At 70.1% G+C, this 16,662-nt stretch carries 18 protein-coding genes and 1 riboswitch; of the genes, 9 read left to right on the forward strand and 9 right to left on the reverse strand.

Translation table 11 applies throughout. The annotated features are described in order from the left end of the window. Positions 1 to 37: 37 nt before the first annotated feature. The 7 genes from M0L44_RS01090 to M0L44_RS01120 all read right to left on the reverse strand — a co-directional run bounded on the left by M0L44_RS01090 (position 38) and on the right by M0L44_RS01120 (position 6,217). Entirely contained in the window at positions 38 to 250 is a 213-nt protein-coding gene (locus M0L44_RS01090; RefSeq protein ID WP_252767765.1) for a hypothetical protein, read from the reverse strand. 180 nt (positions 251 to 430) lie between these two features. Further along, on the reverse strand, positions 431 to 1,375 hold the full coding sequence (locus M0L44_RS01095) for a succinylglutamate desuccinylase/aspartoacylase family protein (RefSeq protein ID WP_252767766.1): 945 nt from the start codon (positions 1,373 to 1,375) through the stop codon (positions 431 to 433). A 43-nt stretch (positions 1,376 to 1,418) separates the two neighbouring features. Beyond that, on the reverse strand, positions 1,419 to 2,381 hold the full coding sequence (locus M0L44_RS01100; RefSeq protein WP_252767767.1) for a dipeptide ABC transporter ATP-binding protein: 963 nt from the start codon (positions 2,379 to 2,381) through the stop codon (positions 1,419 to 1,421). Then, entirely contained in the window at positions 2,378 to 3,331 is a 954-nt protein-coding gene (locus tag M0L44_RS01105) for an ABC transporter ATP-binding protein (protein WP_252767768.1), read from the reverse strand. The genes M0L44_RS01100 and M0L44_RS01105 overlap by 4 nt, the downstream gene beginning before the upstream one ends. Next, positions 3,331 to 4,257 carry an ABC transporter permease gene (locus M0L44_RS01110; RefSeq protein WP_252767769.1) on the reverse strand — a complete coding sequence of 309 codons (927 nt, stop codon included), beginning with the start codon at positions 4,255 to 4,257 and terminating at the stop codon, positions 3,331 to 3,333. The genes M0L44_RS01105 and M0L44_RS01110 overlap by 1 nt, the downstream gene beginning before the upstream one ends. Continuing rightward, positions 4,254 to 5,264 carry an ABC transporter permease gene (locus tag M0L44_RS01115; protein ID WP_252768055.1) on the reverse strand — a complete coding sequence of 337 codons (1,011 nt, stop codon included), beginning with the start codon at positions 5,262 to 5,264 and terminating at the stop codon, positions 4,254 to 4,256. Before M0L44_RS01115 ends, M0L44_RS01110 begins: the two co-directional genes overlap by 4 nt. Before the next feature lie 50 nt (positions 5,265 to 5,314). Then, positions 5,315 to 6,217 carry an N-acetylmuramoyl-L-alanine amidase gene (locus tag M0L44_RS01120; protein ID WP_252767770.1) on the reverse strand — a complete coding sequence of 301 codons (903 nt, stop codon included), beginning with the start codon at positions 6,215 to 6,217 and terminating at the stop codon, positions 5,315 to 5,317. A 245-nt stretch (positions 6,218 to 6,462) separates the two neighbouring features. Here M0L44_RS01120 and M0L44_RS01125 point away from each other — a divergent pair, with 245 nt between their 5' ends. From M0L44_RS01125 to M0L44_RS01165, 9 genes are all read left to right on the forward strand, one after another. Beyond that, a complete protein-coding gene (locus M0L44_RS01125) occupies positions 6,463 to 7,716 on the forward strand; it encodes a D-amino acid dehydrogenase (protein ID WP_252767771.1) in 1,254 nt (417 codons plus the stop codon). Next, entirely contained in the window at positions 7,713 to 9,002 is a 1,290-nt protein-coding gene (locus M0L44_RS01130) for a class A beta-lactamase-related serine hydrolase (RefSeq protein ID WP_252767772.1), read from the forward strand. The genes M0L44_RS01125 and M0L44_RS01130 overlap by 4 nt, the downstream gene beginning before the upstream one ends. Continuing rightward, positions 8,999 to 9,907, forward strand: coding sequence for a S66 peptidase family protein (locus M0L44_RS01135; protein WP_252767773.1), 909 nt, complete (start codon positions 8,999 to 9,001; stop codon positions 9,905 to 9,907). Before M0L44_RS01130 ends, M0L44_RS01135 begins: the two co-directional genes overlap by 4 nt. A gap of 19 nt (positions 9,908 to 9,926) precedes the next feature. Continuing rightward, positions 9,927 to 11,516, forward strand: coding sequence for an ABC transporter substrate-binding protein (locus tag M0L44_RS01140; RefSeq protein WP_252767774.1), 1,590 nt, complete (start codon positions 9,927 to 9,929; stop codon positions 11,514 to 11,516). Next, complete coding sequence (locus tag M0L44_RS01145; RefSeq protein ID WP_252767775.1) at positions 11,513 to 12,412, forward strand: LysR family transcriptional regulator; 900 nt, start codon at positions 11,513 to 11,515, stop codon at positions 12,410 to 12,412. Before M0L44_RS01140 ends, M0L44_RS01145 begins: the two co-directional genes overlap by 4 nt. Positions 12,413 to 12,415: 3 nt before the next feature. After that, positions 12,416 to 13,033, forward strand: a complete 618-nt coding sequence (locus tag M0L44_RS01150) for a M15 family metallopeptidase (protein ID WP_252767776.1) — start codon at positions 12,416 to 12,418, stop codon at positions 13,031 to 13,033. A 24-nt stretch (positions 13,034 to 13,057) separates the two neighbouring features. Continuing rightward, positions 13,058 to 14,110, forward strand: coding sequence for a S66 peptidase family protein (locus M0L44_RS01155; protein WP_252767777.1), 1,053 nt, complete (start codon positions 13,058 to 13,060; stop codon positions 14,108 to 14,110). A 174-nt stretch (positions 14,111 to 14,284) separates the two neighbouring features. After that, positions 14,285 to 14,539, forward strand: coding sequence for a DUF2789 family protein (locus M0L44_RS01160; RefSeq protein ID WP_252767778.1), 255 nt, complete (start codon positions 14,285 to 14,287; stop codon positions 14,537 to 14,539). A 60-nt stretch (positions 14,540 to 14,599) separates the two neighbouring features. Further along, positions 14,600 to 14,755, forward strand: a riboswitch (FMN riboswitch). An 80-nt stretch (positions 14,756 to 14,835) separates the two neighbouring features. Continuing rightward, the gene (locus tag M0L44_RS01165; protein WP_252767779.1) at positions 14,836 to 15,327 is read left to right on the forward strand and encodes a 6,7-dimethyl-8-ribityllumazine synthase; all 492 of its coding nucleotides are present in this window, start codon (positions 14,836 to 14,838) and stop codon (positions 15,325 to 15,327) included. 51 nt (positions 15,328 to 15,378) lie between these two features. Here M0L44_RS01165 and M0L44_RS01170 read toward each other — a convergent pair whose 3' ends face one another. Continuing rightward, entirely contained in the window at positions 15,379 to 15,996 is a 618-nt protein-coding gene (locus tag M0L44_RS01170; protein ID WP_252767780.1) for a TetR family transcriptional regulator, read from the reverse strand. Positions 15,997 to 15,999: 3 nt separating this feature from the next. Continuing rightward, positions 16,000 to 16,452, reverse strand: coding sequence for a MaoC family dehydratase (locus M0L44_RS01175; RefSeq protein ID WP_252767781.1), 453 nt, complete (start codon positions 16,450 to 16,452; stop codon positions 16,000 to 16,002). Positions 16,453 to 16,662: the final 210 nt, after the last annotated feature.

Here is a 16,662-nt window from a genome sequence, read left to right on the forward strand (position 1 = left end):
ACCTCTCCTCTCAGATGAACAAAATCCCTGTTTCAATTCATTCACCTGTCATCAGCAGGTTCTGGCTTTCAGCGTAGGCAAGGCCGTGCACGAACAACAATGCCGACTTGTGCCGGGGCAATAACCTGGACTCATACCCCGCGATGCGACCACCGGCCGTGACAAGCCGTTTTGGTGCGGTCACTCGGGCCTCGCCGAGGAGGCCTGCCCCAAGACGGCGCGAAGACATGTCCCAAACGAACAGAAACATGCTTCGTGTTTCGCAAAATCTGGACCACAAACCCAGATTGCACGTTTCTGGTTCATGTCGGATCGTTTGGCTCAGCCCGTCCCATCGCCGCCAGAAATCAACCACCATTCGTGCGGTCTGTCGCGCCACGGCACAAAAAAGCCGACGCACTGCGTCGGCCGGTCATGCGTGCTCTGGCATCTAGCGAAAACGCCCGGAAGGGCGTGCCAGGTAGAACCACTCCTGGCCAACGGGCGCCCGATCATTGGGAAACAGCAGAACCACGTCCTCGGTCGCACGCAGCACGACCCCATCGGCCCGGGTGCCGATCACCTCGCCCTTGGCCACGGGATCGAAACTGCGCCAGGCGCGTGCAAAGGTGTCCCCCTCGCTGGCGCGATCCACCACGTCGAAGATCTGCAAGCCATCCATCGACGCCTGCGGCGGCGGCGGCGCATCGCGCAACATCCCCAGATGGGCCAGCGCATTGAGGATGGCCCGATAGGCCACCTCGGGCGCCTCAAGCGCCTGGTGCTGCCCACACTCCAGCGTCACGCCCCAGCCGCCCTGGCGGCGCATGTACTCGGTCGTACCCACGCCATAGTCCACCGACAGGTCGCCCCCGGTGACCCCGGCGGCGGCCCGGCGCTCCACGCCCGCGGCGTAGGTGGACAACCAGCCCCACACGCCTCGCCCCACCCCGAGGGCGCGGGCGAAGGCCTGTTCCTTGGCCTCATGGACGAAGGGCTCGATGGCGCCCGTGTTGTCACGCGGGCCCACCATCACGAAGCCCGGCCCGCCCCCCTGGAAGGAATGCAGGTCCAGCAGCACCTCGTGCTCGGACAGCAGCGGGCACAGCCAGTTGGCCACCTGGTCCTCGAACTCGACCGGCGTGGCGGTCGGCATCAGCCGGCGGTTGAGGTTGCGGTCACCGTTGCGCTCGCCCTTCTGGAAGGCCAGCGGGTTGCTGATGGGCACCAGGGTCAGCGTGCCGCAGTCCAGTGCCATTTCGCCGCGGTCCAGCGCGTCGATGAGGCGCCGGATGGCGATGCCGCCGCAGACCTCGTTGCCGTGCACCGTGCCCAGCACCAGCAGCCGCGGCCCGGGCCGCGGCGAGACATATTGAACCGACTTGAAGGACAGCATGGCAGGGCGCCTCCTTGCGCGCCCGGAGAAGAGAGCACGGGGTTCAGACCCGGTGACAGGCCAGATGGCGACCCTGCACTTCGCGCCAGACCGGCACCTGGGCTGCGCACTCGGCCGTGGCCCGGGGACAGCGCTGGTGGAAGGCACAGCCGGAAGGCGGCGCCAGCGGGCTGGGCAGCTCGCCTTGCAGGTGGATGCGCTGCACCTTGGCCGAGGCTGGGGCCAGCGTGGGCGCCGCGCTGAGCAAGGCCTGGGTGTAGGGGTGCAGCGGCGCCTGCAGCACCGCGTCACGCGGGCCCTGCTCCACCGCGCGGCCCAGGTACATCACCATCACCTCGTCGGCCATGTGCTCCACCACGCCCAGGTTGTGCGAGATGAACACATAGCCGGTGCCATTGGCCGCCTGCAGGTCCTTGAACAGGTTGAGGATCTGGGCCTGCACCGAGACATCCAGCGCCGAGGTGGGCTCGTCGGCCACCACCACGCGCGGGTTGAGGATCATGGCGCGGGCGATGGCGATGCGCTGACGCTGCCCGCCCGAGAACATGTGCGGATAGCGCAGCAGATGGCCTTCGGCCAGGCCGACCTCGCGAATCATGCGGGCCATGCGCTCCCAGCGGGCGGCGCGGTCCAGCGGCGTGTTCAGCAGCAGCGGCTCGGCCAGCGTCGCGGCAATGCTCTTGCGCGGGTTGAGGGCCGCGAACGGGTTCTGGAACACCATCTGCACCTGGCGGCGCAGTGTGGCCCGGGCCGCGGCGTCGGCCTGGCCGACCGGCTGACCGTCCAGCCACAGCTCGCCGGCCGTGGGCGTCTCGATCAGCGCCAGCTGGCGCGCCAGCGTGGACTTGCCGCAGCCCGATTCACCCACCACCGCCAGCGTGCGACCGGGCTGCACCGCAAAGCTCACACCGTCCAACGCCTTCAGCAGCCGGGGTGTCTGCCACCAGTGCGCACGCACCGGGTAGTGCCGGGCCAGGCCGCGGGCTTCCAGCAGGATCTCGCTCATGCCGTGGCCTCCTCGTCCTGCGGCACCCGGGGATGCAGGCAGCGCACCACGCCCTGCCAGGCCGGCCGGGCGGCATGGCAGTCGGCCCGGACCGCCGCGCAGCGCGGTGCAAACAGGCAGCCTGCGGGGCGGTCCACGCCAGCCGGCACGCTGCCCGGCAAGGCCGGCAGGCGGGCCTGGCCCCGGCTGCGCTCGGGCAGCGCGGCCAGCAAAGCCGCCGTGTAGGGGTGACGCGGCTGGTCGAACAGCGTGTCGGCCGGCCCGGTCTCGATGATCTGGCCGGCGTACATCACGGCCACCCGCTGGGCCAGTTCGGCCACCACGCCCAGATCGTGCGTGATCATGATCAGCCCCATGCCCTGCTCTTTCTGCAGCCGGCGCAGCAGGTCCAGGATCTGGGCCTGGATGGTCACATCCAGCGCGGTGGTGGGTTCGTCAGCGATCAAGAGCCGCGGCTGGCAGGCCACCGCCATCGCGATCATCACCCGCTGGTTCATGCCGCCCGAAAGCTCATGCGGGTAGGCGCGCAGGCGGCTGCGCGCATCCGGGATCTCGACCTGCTCCAGCAGTTCCAGCGTGCGCTGGCGCTGCGCCGCGCCGCGCAGGCCCAGGTGGGCGCGCAGCACCTCGGCGATCTGGTCGCCCACGCGGTAGGCCGGGTTCAGCGCCGTCAGCGCGTCCTGGAACACCATCGCGATCTCGCGGCCGATCACCTGCCGGCGCTCGCGCGGGCGCAGGCGCAGCAGGTCGCGGCCCATGAACTCCACCGCCTCGGCCTGGACCTGGCCCGGCGGATCGATCAGGCCCATCAGCGCCATCATGCTGACCGACTTGCCCGAGCCCGATTCGCCCACCAGGCCCAGCACCTCGCCGGCGGCCACGTCCAGGTCCAGGCCCTCGACGGCCACCGAGTCGCCAAAGCGCACGCCCAGGTTTCGCACACGCAGCATCAGCGGGCCTTTCGCAGCTTGGGGTCCAGCGCATCGCGCAGGCCATCGCCCAGCAGGTTCACGCACAGCACCGTGACCAGGATCACCAGGCCCGGCAGCATCACCACCCAGGGTGCGCGCACCAGGTAGTCCCGGGCGGCCGACAGCATGGTGCCCCACTCGGGCGTGGGCGCCTGCACGCCCAGGCCCAGGAAGCCCAGGCCGGCCACCTCCAGGATCGACGAGGAGAAACTCAGCGTCGCGTTGACCAGCAGCGGCGCCATGCAGTTGGGCAGCACGGTGTTGAACATCAGCCGCGCGTTGCCCGCGCCGGCCAGGCGGCTGGCGGTCACGTAGTCCTTGGGCAGTTCGCCCAGCGCCGCGGCCCGGGTCAGCCGCACATAGCCCGGCAGTGCGCCGATCGCGATCGCCAGCACGGTGTTGATCGCCCCCGGGCCCAGCACCGTGATGACGCAGATGGCCAGCAGCAGGCCGGGCAAGGCCAGCATCACATCCATCACCCGCATCACCGCCGGGGCCAGCCAGCGCGGATGGAACGCCGCCAACAGGCCCAGGGCCACCCCGGGCAGCAGCGACAACAGCACCGAGGCCAGGCCGATGCCCAGCGAGATGCGGCCGCCCCACAGCAGGCGCGAGAGGATGTCGCGGCCCAGCTCATCGGTGCCCAGCGGAAAGCGGGCCTGTCCACCCACCTGCCAGACCGGGGGGGTCAGCAAGGCATCGCGGTACTGCTGCACCGGGTCGTGTGGCGCCAGCCAGGGCGCCAGCAGCACGGCCAGGCCGATCAGCGCCAGCACCGCCAGTGCCACCACGGCGCCGCGGTGGGCGGTGAAGGCGCGGGTGACGTCGCGGCCGGCCGCCAGGCGGGCCTGCCAGCGGGCCCAGCCGCCCGGTGCCTGCACGGCGGAAATGTCGGTCGTGCTCATGCCTGCCCCCGGATGCGCGGGTTGACCACGCCGTAGAGAAGATCGACCACCAGATTCACCGCAATGAAGGTGCAGGCGGCCATCAGGATGCCGGTCTGGATCACCGGGTAGTCGCGCCGGGCGATGGCCTCGATCAGCCACTTGCCGATGCCGGGCCAGGAGAAGATGGTTTCGGTCAGCACCGCGCCGGCCAGCAGGCTGCCGGTCTGCATGCCGATCACCGTCAGCACCGGCACCAAGGCATTGCGCAGGCCGTGCACCACGACCACCCGCCAGGGCGACAGGCCCTTGGCCCGCGCGGTGCGCATGTAGTCCTCGCGCAGCACCTCCAGCATGCTGGAGCGGCTCATGCGCGCGATCACCGCCATCGAGCTGGTGCCCAGCACGATGGCCGGCAGCAGCAGGTGCAGCAGGGCCGAGCCGAAGGCACCGGCCTGGCCGGAGGCCAGCGCGTCCCACAGCAAGAAGCCGGTCACCACCGGGATGTCGTACTCGACGCTGATCCGGCCCGTCACCGGTGTCCAGCCCAGCGTGACCGAGAAGTACATGATGAGGATCAGCCCCCACCAGAACACCGGCATCGAGTAGCCCACGGTGGCCAGGCCCATCACGCCATGGTCCAGAAAGCTGCCGCGGCGCAGCGCGGCGGTCACGCCGAGCAGCCCGCCCACCAGCACCGCCACCAGCAGCGCCGCCAGCGCCAGCTCCACCGTGGCCGGGAACAGCGCGGCGAACTCCTGCGCCACCGGCTGGTGGCTGACCAGCGAGTCGCCCAGGTTGCCATGCGCCAGCTGGCCCAGGTAGTCCAGGTACTGCTGCCACAGCGGCTGGTCCAGCCCCAGCCGGTGCAGCAGCGCCGCATGGGCCTGCGGGTCCAGATGACGCTCGCCCATCATGATCTCGACCGGGTCGCCCGGCACCAGCCGGATCAGGCCGAAGGCCACCAGGGTCACCCCCAGCACCGTGGGCACCAGGGTCAGCAGTTTGCGCAGCAGGAATTGGAACAGCATCGGGTCAGCCGGGGCGCGAGAGTCGTCAGGCAGTCATCAGGCCGGCCTCAGGGCGTGGCGTCCGCGCCCAGCATGCGCATGCCGCCGGGCGTGTTGGCCACCGACAGCAGTGCGGCGCTCTGCGCATCGGGCAGGCCATCGTAACGGCCGGGCCGGTACTTCATCTGGAAGGCCGACAGCACGCGGCGCGTGGCGTGGTCGAGCTGGCCGCTGCGCTCCAGCCCGTAGCCAAAGGCGATCAGCTGGTCCTGGAACCAGCCCACATCGGGCAGCTGGGCTGCAAAGCGGGGCTGGGCCGCCGCCACCTGGGCCGCATCGGGCCAGGGGATCAGGTCGGCCTCGGCCAGCCGGTGCCAAGGGAAGGACGGCCCCGGGTCCTGCTTGGACTGGGGCTGGATGTCGCTGTGGCCCAGGATGCGATCGGGCCGGATGTGGTGGCGCGCGACGATCTCCTTGCACAGCTGGATGACCTGCTGGATCTGCTCTTCCGGAAAGGGCACGAAATCCTGGTCGCCCGGCTCGGCCGGCTCGCGCCGCGGGCCGCTGTTGACGATCTCGATGCCGATGCTGCTGGAGTTGAGCAGCGAAGCACCCTTCCAGTAGCTGGGGCCGGCATGCCAGGCCCGCTGGCCCTCATCGACCAGCTGGTAGACCTCGACCGGGGTCTCGCGCACCAGGTAATGGGCGCTGACCGGCGGCCGATCCGGACGCTCGGTGGTCAGGATGTCCATCGAGTGGTCGAAATTGGCCTCGGTGTAGTGCAGGATCAGGTACAGCACCCGGCTGTCCTGGTTCTGCGAGACATGGCTGCGATCGATCCTCAGTGCCGAAGGCAGGGCCTGGATGGTTGTCGGCCCCGACACCGGCGTGGCGCATCCGGTCAGCATGGCCAGGGCCGACAGCCCCAGCACGGCAGCGGCGCGGCGCGCCCGTTCACTACGTTGTTGCATTACCCGTGATTGTGGTCTGAGCCCTGAGTGGACTGCAGCTTAGGAGCCGCCAGCCGCCGGGGGCCAATGTCAATCCGCGCCGAGGGTATAACCCCCGGTTAAGGCCACCCCGTCGAGAACGACCCGCTCGCCCCAGACCGGAGCAATGATCATGCCCTGAGGTTATGGGAACCCCTCGCGCTTTCATTGGCCCCGCACCGGCAGGCTCCGTACCCTTGGCTCCGTTGCAGATTCTTGTTGCGGAGATGAAGACAGTCGTCGTGATCGGTGGGGGAATCATTGGCCTGACCACGGCCTGGTCCCTGGTGGAAGCGGGATTCAACGTCCGCGTGATCGAACGCAGCAAGACCCCTGCAACCGGTGCCAGCCACGCCAACGGCGGGCAGCTGAGCTACCGGTACGTCTCACCCCTGGCCGATCAGGGTGTGCCGCTGAAGGCGCTCAAGTGGCTGCTGGACCGCGACGGGCCGCTGCGTTGGCGACCCGAAGCCGATGCACATCAGTGGCGCTGGCTGGCGTCCTTCCTGGCCCACTGCAGGGCCCCGGTCAACCGGCAGACGACTGCACGGCTGTTGGCCCTGGGCGCCCTGAGCCAGGCCGCCTGTGCAGAGTTCGGTGCCCGGTTGCCGCTGGCCGAAGCCCATTGGCGCGCCCCCGGCAAGCTGGTGCTGTACCGGCACCAGAAGGACTTCGACCATGCCCGCGCCCGCGTCGAGCGCCAGGCTGAGGGGCCGGAACAGGCCCTGGGGCCGCACGACTGCCGTCGCGTCGAGCCGGCCCTGGCCCACAGCCCGGTGGCCTGGGCCGGTGGCATCTTCACCGAGGGCGAGGCCGTGGCCGACTGCCACGCCGTCTGCCTGCAGCTGGCCTCGGCCCTGGCCCAGCATCCGAACTTCGACGGCTTCGTGCAGGCCGAGGTGACGGGCTTCCAGCTGCAACAGCGGCAGGCCCGGGCGGTGCTGACCGACCAAGGCCCCATCGGCGGCGATGCGTTCGTGCTGGCGGCCGGGATTGGCAGCCGCCCCCTGGCCGAATCGGTGGGCATCCGCCTGCCGCTCTACCCGCTCAAGGGCTACAGTCTGAGCGCTCCCATCGCCGCGCACCACCATCCGCCGGAGGTGAGCGTCACGGATTTCGAGAAGAAAGTGCTGTACACCCGGATCGGACGCCAGCTGCGCGTGGCAGCGATGGTGGACCTGGTCGGTCTCCACGAAGAGATCGATCCACAACGCCTGGCGGCCCTGCAACGGGCCGTGCATGCCACCCTGCCCGACGCAGCCGACTATGAGCAGGCCGAGCCCTGGTCCGGCCTGCGCCCGGCCACGCCTGCGGGTGCGCCCATCCTGGGTGCCAGCCCCATTGAAGGCCTCTGGCTCAACGTGGGTCACGGCGCCTTGGGCTTCACCTTCTCGTTCGGCTCGGCCCGCATCCTGAGCCGCCTGATCGCCGGCCAACCCAGCCCGCTGCCCCTGGACGGGCTGCAACTGCAAACTGCATGAGCGCCCCCACCCTGCCCCCCCTGACCGCCGAGGCGCTGGCCGAGGCCTTGCGCCAGGCCGTGCTTGCACGCGACTTTGGTGCCACACCCGATGCGCTGGAAGGCGGCGGACCGGTGCGCCACTGTCCCAGCCTGGACCTGGCGGTGGTGGCCTTCCCGGAGGGGGGGGCGCCGGTGGCGGCCAACGTGCTGTTCTCGCGCGATCTGCCGCAGGGCTGGGTGGCCCGCCACGAGCCCGGCTGCGGCCCGGTGGCCAATGTGCGCTACCTGGCCGATCAGACCGATGCGCTGTTCAACTCCGTGGCCTGGCAGCCCGAGGCCCAGTGGAACGCGATGGCCTGGACCCCGCTGCCCACGGGCGCCCGCCAGACCGATCCGCAGGCGCCCCGCTTCGTCCAACCCTATCCGGCCTCGCTGCTCAAGCTGATGGTGCTGGTGGCTGTGGCCCGCTGTGTGGACCGCGACGAGGTGCGCTGGGACGACGGCTTCGGCTTTGCCGAGATGACCCGCCCGGTGCGCACCTGGGCCATGGACATGATGGCCCAGAGCAGCAACGAGGCCACCTCGGCCATGGTGGCGCTGCTGCACCGCTGCGGCATGATCCGCCGCGAAGGCGGCGTCGAAGTGCACAACGGCTGGCACGACTGGATGGCCCGCCACGGCCTGCACACCCTGCGCCTGGCCGACACCACACCCGAAGGCGGCTGGCAGAACCGGACCGGTGCCGGCGTGGGTCACTTGCAGATGACCGCCTGGGACACGGTGCGCCTGTTGTGGCTGCTCGACCCGCTGGCCCCACCCGCCCCCTGGCCGCGCCAGGACAACGGCCCGCTGCTGAGCGCGCCGCAGCTGAAGGTGGTGCTGGACTGCCTGGCCGCCCAGGGCGTGCACGGCATCCTGTCTTCGGCCCTGCTCGCCGGCCTGCCCGGTTGGGTGCCCGGCATCCCGGCCCAGTTGCCGGCGCAATGGATCGACCGCCAGGGCGACGGCCAGGTGGCCGGCGACTGCTACCCCGGCGACCTGCGCGCGGCCCAGGCGGAGGCCCCGCTGCGCTTTGCCCACAAGACCGGCACCACCGAGAACTACGCTTCCGACGCGGGCATCGTGACCGGCCGGCCGGGCTTGGCCCGGCGCCATTACCTGGTGGCGGTGCTGACCAATCTGGGGACCCGCTACGCCCCGCACCCACTGGCCTTCAGCACCTGGCGCCTGCCGGCCCTGGGCGCAGCCATCGACGCCTTTCTGGCCCCTCACCTGGAACCGAAAGTGGAGCCGGGCGCGTCATGAGCCGCCACACCTGGATCCCGCCGCTGCCGTCTGGTGCCTGCCTGGGCCTGGTGGCGCCGGCCGGCCCGACGCCCGGCGAGCTGCTGGCCCCGGTGCAGGCCCTGCTGCACGCGCAGGGCTGGCAGGTCCGGGTCTATCCCGGCTGCCACGGCCCTGCCCATCTGGACCACCTGGCCGCTGACGACGGCCAGCGCCTGGCCGATCTGCACGCTGCTTGGGCCGACCCGACCGTGCACGCCGTGCTGGCCCTGCGCGGCGGCTACGGTTGCGACCGCCTGCTCGACCGCATCGACCCGGCGTTGATGCGCGCCCATGCCAAGCCGCTGATCGGCTACAGCGACCTGACCGCCCTGCACCTGCTGCGTGACCGATGGGGCCTGCCCGGCCTGCACGCGCCCATGCCGGGCTCGGACGGCCTGAAGGCGCCGGAGGACTGGGCCCGGCTGAGCGAAGCCCTGCGGCAAGGCTGGCACGCCGGCGATCTGCTGGTGCCATCGGTGGCACCCCATCCACTCAACCGGCCCGGCGTCGCCCGTGGCCGGCTGATCGGCGGCAACCTGACGGTGCTGACCTCGCTGGTGGGTACACCGTTTGCGGCACGCACCGAAGGCGCCATCCTGTTCCTGGAAGACGTCGGCGAGCCACCCTACCGCATCGACCGGCTGCTGGCGCAGCTGCGGCTGTCCGGGGCCTTGCAGGGCGTGGCCGGCTTCTTGCTGGGTGGATTCACCGAAGCCGACAATGCCGACGCCGTGCTGGCCGACTACCTGCACCCGCTGGGACGGCCGGTGCTGGCCGGCTGGCCCGCCGGCCACACCGTGCCGAACCACGCGCTGCCGCTGGGCGTGCCGGTCGAGATGGATGTGGCGGCAGGCACGCTGCGGCTGCTCGACCCCCTGCCCTGATGCCCCACCTCTGCTGCCGATGAAGTTCCCCCCCCTGCCGCTGCTGACCCTGGGCTGCCTGTTGTTGGCGCTGGCCGGTCAGCCGGCCCTGGCCGCCCGGCCGCTGGTCTACTGCGCCGACGCCAGCCCCGAGGGCTTCGATCCCTCGCTGTGGGACTCGGCCAGCACCCACAACGTCACCACCCAGATGTTCGAGGGCCTGCTGGCCTTCGAGCGTGGCAGCTCCAGGCTGGTGCCAGCGCTGGCCCAAAGCTGGCAGATCTCGCCCGACGCCCGCACGGTCGAGTTCCATCTGCGGCCGGGCGTGCACTTCCACACCGAGCCCTACTTCACCCCCACGCGGGACTTCAACGCGGACGATGTGCTGTTCACCTTCGGCCGCATGATCGACAAGCAGCACCCGTTCAACCAGGCCTTCCCCGCCACCTTCGTCTACCCGGAGAACCTGGGCCTGGCCCAGATGGTCGAGCGCATCGAGAAGGTGGATGCGATGACCGTGCGCTTTCACCTGACGCGGCCCAACGTCAGCTTCCAGAACTACTTCGCGATGGGCTTTGCAGGCATCCACTCGGCCGAATACGGCGCGCAGCTGCTGCGCCAGGGCCGAGCCAAGCAGATCAACAACCAGCCCATCGGCACCGGCCCCTACCAATTCAAGTCTTATGCCAAGGACGATGTGGTGCGCATGCAGCCGCACCCGGGCTACTGGGGTGGCCGACAAGCCTCACCAGGGCTGATCTACAGCATCACCACCGAGCCCAATGTGCGGGTGCAGAAGCTGCTGGCCGGTGAATGCCAGGTCAGCGCGCCGATCCGCGACGTGGACATCGCCGCCATCCAGCGCCGGCCCGACATCCGGCTGATGCAGACCCAGGCGCTCAATGTCTCCTACCTGTCGTTCAACCTGCGCAAGGCCCCGACGAACAACCGCCTGGTGCGCGAAGCGCTGGACATTGCGGTGGACCGCGACACCCTCTTCAAGGTGCTGTTCCCGCGTGGCGACGCAACCCAGGCCGTGAGCGCCTTCCCGCCCATGGTGCCGGGCTACAACCGCACGCTGAAGAACGAATACAACCCCACCCGCGCCAAGGCCCTGCTGGCCCAGGCGGGCTATGCCCAGGGCATGGACATCGACCTCTGGGCCCTGCCGGTGAGCCGCCCCACCAACCCCAACGGGCAGCTGCTGGCCCAGCTGATCCAGGCCGACTGGGCGCGCATCGGCGTGCGGGCCCACATCAAGACCTACGAGTGGGGCGAGTACCTCAAGCGCGCCAACAACGGTGAGCATGACGTCTACATGAGCGGCTGGTCGGGCGACACCGCCGACCCCGACGACTTCCTCAGCCCCAACCTGTCCTGCGCAGCCAACCGCAGCGGCGTGAAATTCTGCAACCCGGACTTCGACCGCCTGCTGGACCAAGCCCGCGCCACGCCGGATGCGACGCGCCGCGCCGCGCTCTACGAGCAGGCCCAGCTGATCTTCCACCACGAGCGGCCCTGGATCCCGATCGCCCACTCCACCGTCTACATCCCGGTGCGCCAAGGCGTGACGGGCTTCGTGATGTCGCCCGACGGCAGCGTGGACTTCAAGGACGTCGTACGCCAATGAGACTGCGCCACATCGAGGTCTTCCACGCCATCATGCAGGCCGGCTCGGTCAGCGGGGCCGCCCAGCTGTTGCACATCTCGCAGCCGGCCGTCACCAAGGTGCTGCAGCACTGCGAACTGCAGTTGGGCATGCCACTGTTCGAGCGCACCCCCGGCAAACTGCACCCGACGCCGGAGGCACACCGTCTGTTCACCGAAGTGGACCGGCTGCACCGCGACCTGCTGGGCGTGCGCCGCCTGGCTGCCAACCTGCGCACCGGCCAGGCCGAGCGGGTGCGCATCGGCATCACCCCCTCGCTGGGGGTGGACCTGCTGCCCGAGGCCCTGGTTCGCTGGCGCAAGCTGGCGCCGCACACGCCGGTGGACCTGAGCACCAACCACACCACCGAGATCGTCAGCGCACTGTTGAGTGGCGACATCGACCTGGGCCTGTCGCTGCAGAACCCGCACCACCCCGGCCTGCGCGCCGAGGCACTGGCCAGCAGCACGATGATGGCGCTGTGCCCGGTCAGCAGCCCCGAGGCCCGCCAGGCCGGCCCGCTGCCCATCAGCGACATCACCAGCGAGCTGATCGGCCTGGGCGACGACGACCCGATGGGCCACGCCGTGATGAACCTGGCCAGCGATGGCGAGGCCGCGCCGCAGCCGCTGGTCACCGTCAAGACCTACCAGCTGGCGCGGGCGCTGGTCGAATCCGGCATGGGCCTGAGCCTGGTGGACCCGTTCACCGCGGCCTCGGCCCATCCCCAACGCATCCGTGTGCGGCGGCTCACCCCCGCCGTGCCGGTGCAGCTCTACCTGCTGACGCTGGCCAAGGCCCCGCTGGGCCTGCCCGCCCGCAAGCTGGTCCGGGTGCTGGGCGACGTGGCCCAGGAGAGCCTGGCCCGGCTGCCCTGAACCATGCCATCCCCCTTGACCCTGCCCTGTGCGGACGTGCCCGGCCACCCGGACTTCCAGGCTTTGGCTGCATTGCCCGACATCGCCGTCGAGCTGCGCTACGCCACCGCCGACAACTTCGTCGGCACCAATGTCTATGGCACGCTGGACCTGGCCTACCTGCGGCGCGAAGCGGCCCAGGCGCTGGACAACGCCGCCACCTGGCTGGCCGGGCGGCGCCCAGGCTACCGGCTGCTGGTGCTGGACGCGCTGCGACCGCAGCAGGTGCAGGAGCGGCTCTATGCCCAACTGGCCGGCACGCCGCTGGTGCGCTACCTGGCGAATCCGCAGATCGGCTCCATCCATTCCTTCGGCATGGCGGTGGACGTGACGCTGCTGGACCCGCAGGGCCGCGAGGTGGACATGGGCACCGGCTTCGATGCGATGGAACCCGGCTCCCACCCCGAGTACGAGGTGGAGCACCTGGCCCAGGGCTGGCTGAACGCCCAGCACCTGGTGGAGCGCGGCTGGTTGCGCGCGGCCATGCGCCAGGCCGGCTTCCACGGCATCAGCACCGAGTGGTGGCATTTCGATTTTGGCGACCGCGCCCAGGTGCGCGCCACCCTGCCCCGCGTGCTCTGACCCTTCATCCCGACGAGGCCCGCCATGACCGCCGCCAGCCGCCGCCTGTTTCTGCAAATCGCCTCCGCCAGCGGGGCCAGCCTGGGTACGGGTGCAGTGGCAGCCGCCACACCGGCCCGGCCGGTGCTCACGCCACGCCGCCTGCGCCCTGGCGACACGGTGGGCTTGGTCAGCCCGGCCAACGCCACCTATGAGCAGGAACCGATCACGATCGCGATCGAGTCGCTGCAGGCTCTGGGCTTTCAGGTGAAGGAAGGCCGCCACCTGCGGGCCCGGCGCGGCCAGTTCGCCGGCACCGATGCGCAGCGCGCCGAGGACATCAACGCGATGTTCGCCGATGACAGCGTGGCCGGTATCTTCGCGCTGACCGGCGGCTCGGGCTGCACCCGCATCGTCGACCAGCTCGACTACGCCAGCATCCGCCGCCACCCCAAGTTCTTCGGCGGCTTCTCGGACATCACCTGCCTGCTCAATGCCATCCAGCAGCAGACCGGGCTGGTGACCTTCCACGGCCCGGTGGCCAGCTCGGAATGGAACCCCTACAGCGTGGCCAACTTCCGCGCGCTGGTGATGGACGGCCAGGCCGCGCTGCTGCGCAACCCGGTCGACAGCGCACCGGCCGGCCTGGTGCCGACCGAACACCGCATCGCCACGCTGCGCCCCGGCAAGGCGACCGGCCGGCTGGTGGGCGGCAACCTGACGGTGCTGGCGGCGCTGGCCGGCTCGCGCTACTGGCCCGACTTCCGCGGCGCCATCCTGTTCCTGGAAGACATCAACGAGTTCATCTACCGGGTGGACCGCACCCTGTCCACGTTGCGCCTGGCCGGCGCGCTGGACGCACTGGCCGGCGTGGTGCTGGGCCAGTTCACGAACTGCGAGCCGGGCGACGGCTACGGCACGCTGACGCTCGACGAGGTGTTCGAAGACTACTTCGGCGGCCTGGGCGTGCCGGTCTACCGCGGCGCCCAATTCGGCCATGTGAGACTCAAACTGACACTGCCGGTCGGGGCGATGGTCGAGATGGACGCCCAGGCCGGCACGCTTCGCTGCCTGGCACCGGTGGTCGCATCGACCTGAACCCAACAACACCACACCGACAACAGCAGACGCGCGCTCATGAGCGCTGACGTCAACGTGAAATCCGTCATGCCTGACTGGACCACGGTGACGTTACAGGCCAGCAGGAATGTCCCAGGCCACGCGCCGCGACAGGAAGGCATACTCGTTTCGCCATCCTGAGAGGGGTCTGCCATGCAGCTGTCCGCCCACCACGACCTGCCGGAGCTGTTCTGCCAGCTGGGCCTGCCCAGCGAGGGCAGCGCCATTGAGCGATTCATCGACGCCCACCGGCCGCTGTCCCTGCAGCTGCGCCTGTGCGAAGCCCCGTTCTGGAGCCCCCAGCAGGCCCACGCGCTGGAGACCATGATGGACGCCTCCGGCGAATGGACCGAGGTGGTGGACGACCTGAACGTCCGCCTGCGCTACCGGGCTTGCGACCTGTTCTGACCCTGCGTCCCCGGGGGCTGTCTTCTCCTGCCTAGAATGGCCGGGCCGGTCTTGTGCCGGCAGCGTTCTCAGGGCGGGGTGGAATTCCCCACCGGCGGTATCCGTGCACGTCACGGGAGCCCGCGAGCGCCCCGTGGCTCACCATGGCCGCGGGGGTCAGCAGACCTGGTGAGAGGCCAGGGCCGACGGTCACAGTCCGGATGAAAGAGACCGCATGTGTTCGCCACCGCGCTGTTCAGGCGCCGGTGGCGCTGCTGCGTTCGCCCTGATTCTGGCCACTCTCCATGAGGATCACCATGAATCAGCCCCTCAGCTCCCCCCTCGCGCCCGCCACGGGCGATACCCCGCGCCGCATCGCCGTCGTCAGCGCCAGCTGGCACCGCGACATCGTGCAGAACGCCGTCGAAGGCTTCCGCGCCGAATGCGCGCGACAGCGGCCCGGCCAGTGCCAGGTCGAACAGCTCGAAGTGCCCGGCGCCTTCGAGATCCCGCTGCACCTGCAGCGCCTGGCCCGCGGCGGCCGCTACGACGCCCTGGTGGCCTGCGGCCTGGTGGTCAACGGCGGCATCTACCGCCACGAGTTCGTCGCCAGCGCGGTGATCGACGCGCTGATGCGCATCCAGCTCGACACCGGCGTGCCGGTGTTCTCGGTGGTGCTCACCCCGCGGGACTTCCACGCCCACGAGGAACACCTGAGCTTCTTCCGCACCCACTTCGTCACGAAGGGGCAGGAAGCGGCCCAGGCCTGCCTGGCCACGCTGGACAGCCTGGCGCAGCTGCCGGCCTGAAGGCCTGGCGCCTGAAAACCCGACCGACCGGCCCCGCCGACCGCACCCGCCTCAGGCGGGCGGGTCGACCGGACGGTCGGTCGGGGGCAGCGCCGCCAGCACCGCGGCCTGCAGCTCGCGGATCCAGCTGGCATCGCCCACCGAACGCGCCAGCAGGCCCGTGCCGACCATGGCGGCAAACAGCAGATCCACCTCGGCGTTGGTCAGGGCCTGGCCCTGCGCCGACGCCGGGGCCTTCTGCGCGGCCGTGCGGAAGCGCTCCAGCAGGGTCTGCGCCCCCTGCCGGTAGGTGGCCATGGCCGGCGCCTGCGGGGCCTGCCCGTCATCGCAGGTCGCGAAGGCCAGCATCGGGCAACTCCACTCGGCAGGACGGGGGCGGAAGTAGAAGCGCACCAGCGCCGCCAGCGCGCGGTCCTGCCCCGAACGCTCCCGCTGGGCCACCTGGTCCCAGGCCCCCAACGCCTGCTGGAAGGCCAGCGCGAAAGCCTCGTCGACCAGCGCCTCCTTGCTGGCGAAGTGCTTGTAGAAGCCGCCGGGGGTCAGGCCCGCCGCCCCCATGATGTCGGCGATGGAGACGCCCTCCACCCCCTGCTGGCGGAACAGCCGGCTGGCCGTCTCGACGATGTGCTGGCGGTTGAGCGCCGCCTGCGCCTTGGAAACCCGCCCCATCGCTCAGCCCGGCCGGCGCAGCACGACCATCTGGGTCACCAGGCGCTGGCAGGTTTCGTCGCGCTGGTTCAGGGTCAGCGTTTCGACGGTCACCATGCCGCGGTCCGGCCGGGAACGCGAAGGCTTGATCTCCAGCACCTTGCAGACCACGCGCAACGCGTCGCCCGGCCGGGTGGGCCGGGGCCACTCCACCGTGCCGCCCGCGCCGATCAGGCCGCCGCCCAGCGGCACGCTCTGCACCAGCAGCTTCATGGTGATGGCCGCGGTGTGCCAGCCGCTGGCGGCCAGGCCCTGGAAGAAGGTGTGGCGGGCCGCCTCGGCATCGGTGTGGAAGGGCTGGGGGTCGAACTGGCGGGCGAAGTCGACGATCTGCGTTTCGTCGAGCCGGTGCTCGCCGCTGCGAAATTCATCGCCCACGGTCAGGTCTTCAAGATAGACAGCAGCAGTCAGGGACATGGGATCTCCAGAGGCGATGCGCAGCCAGCGCGTGAGGGGAACGTCCTCAGCATAGCAAAATAGATTTCAAATCAAATCTATTTAACCTGCTCCGGGACAGGGGCACGCCCTTGGTGCAGCCCGACCCGCCCGGGTTCACACCGCCGCCGGATGGGCACCGGAACGGCGCATTCCTCCCTGTGCCACTCCATCAAATCCACGCTCAGGCAT

This window comes from Ideonella oryzae (genome assembly GCF_024055665.1).
Taxonomy (GTDB): domain Bacteria; phylum Pseudomonadota; class Gammaproteobacteria; order Burkholderiales; family Burkholderiaceae_C; genus Ideonella; species Ideonella oryzae.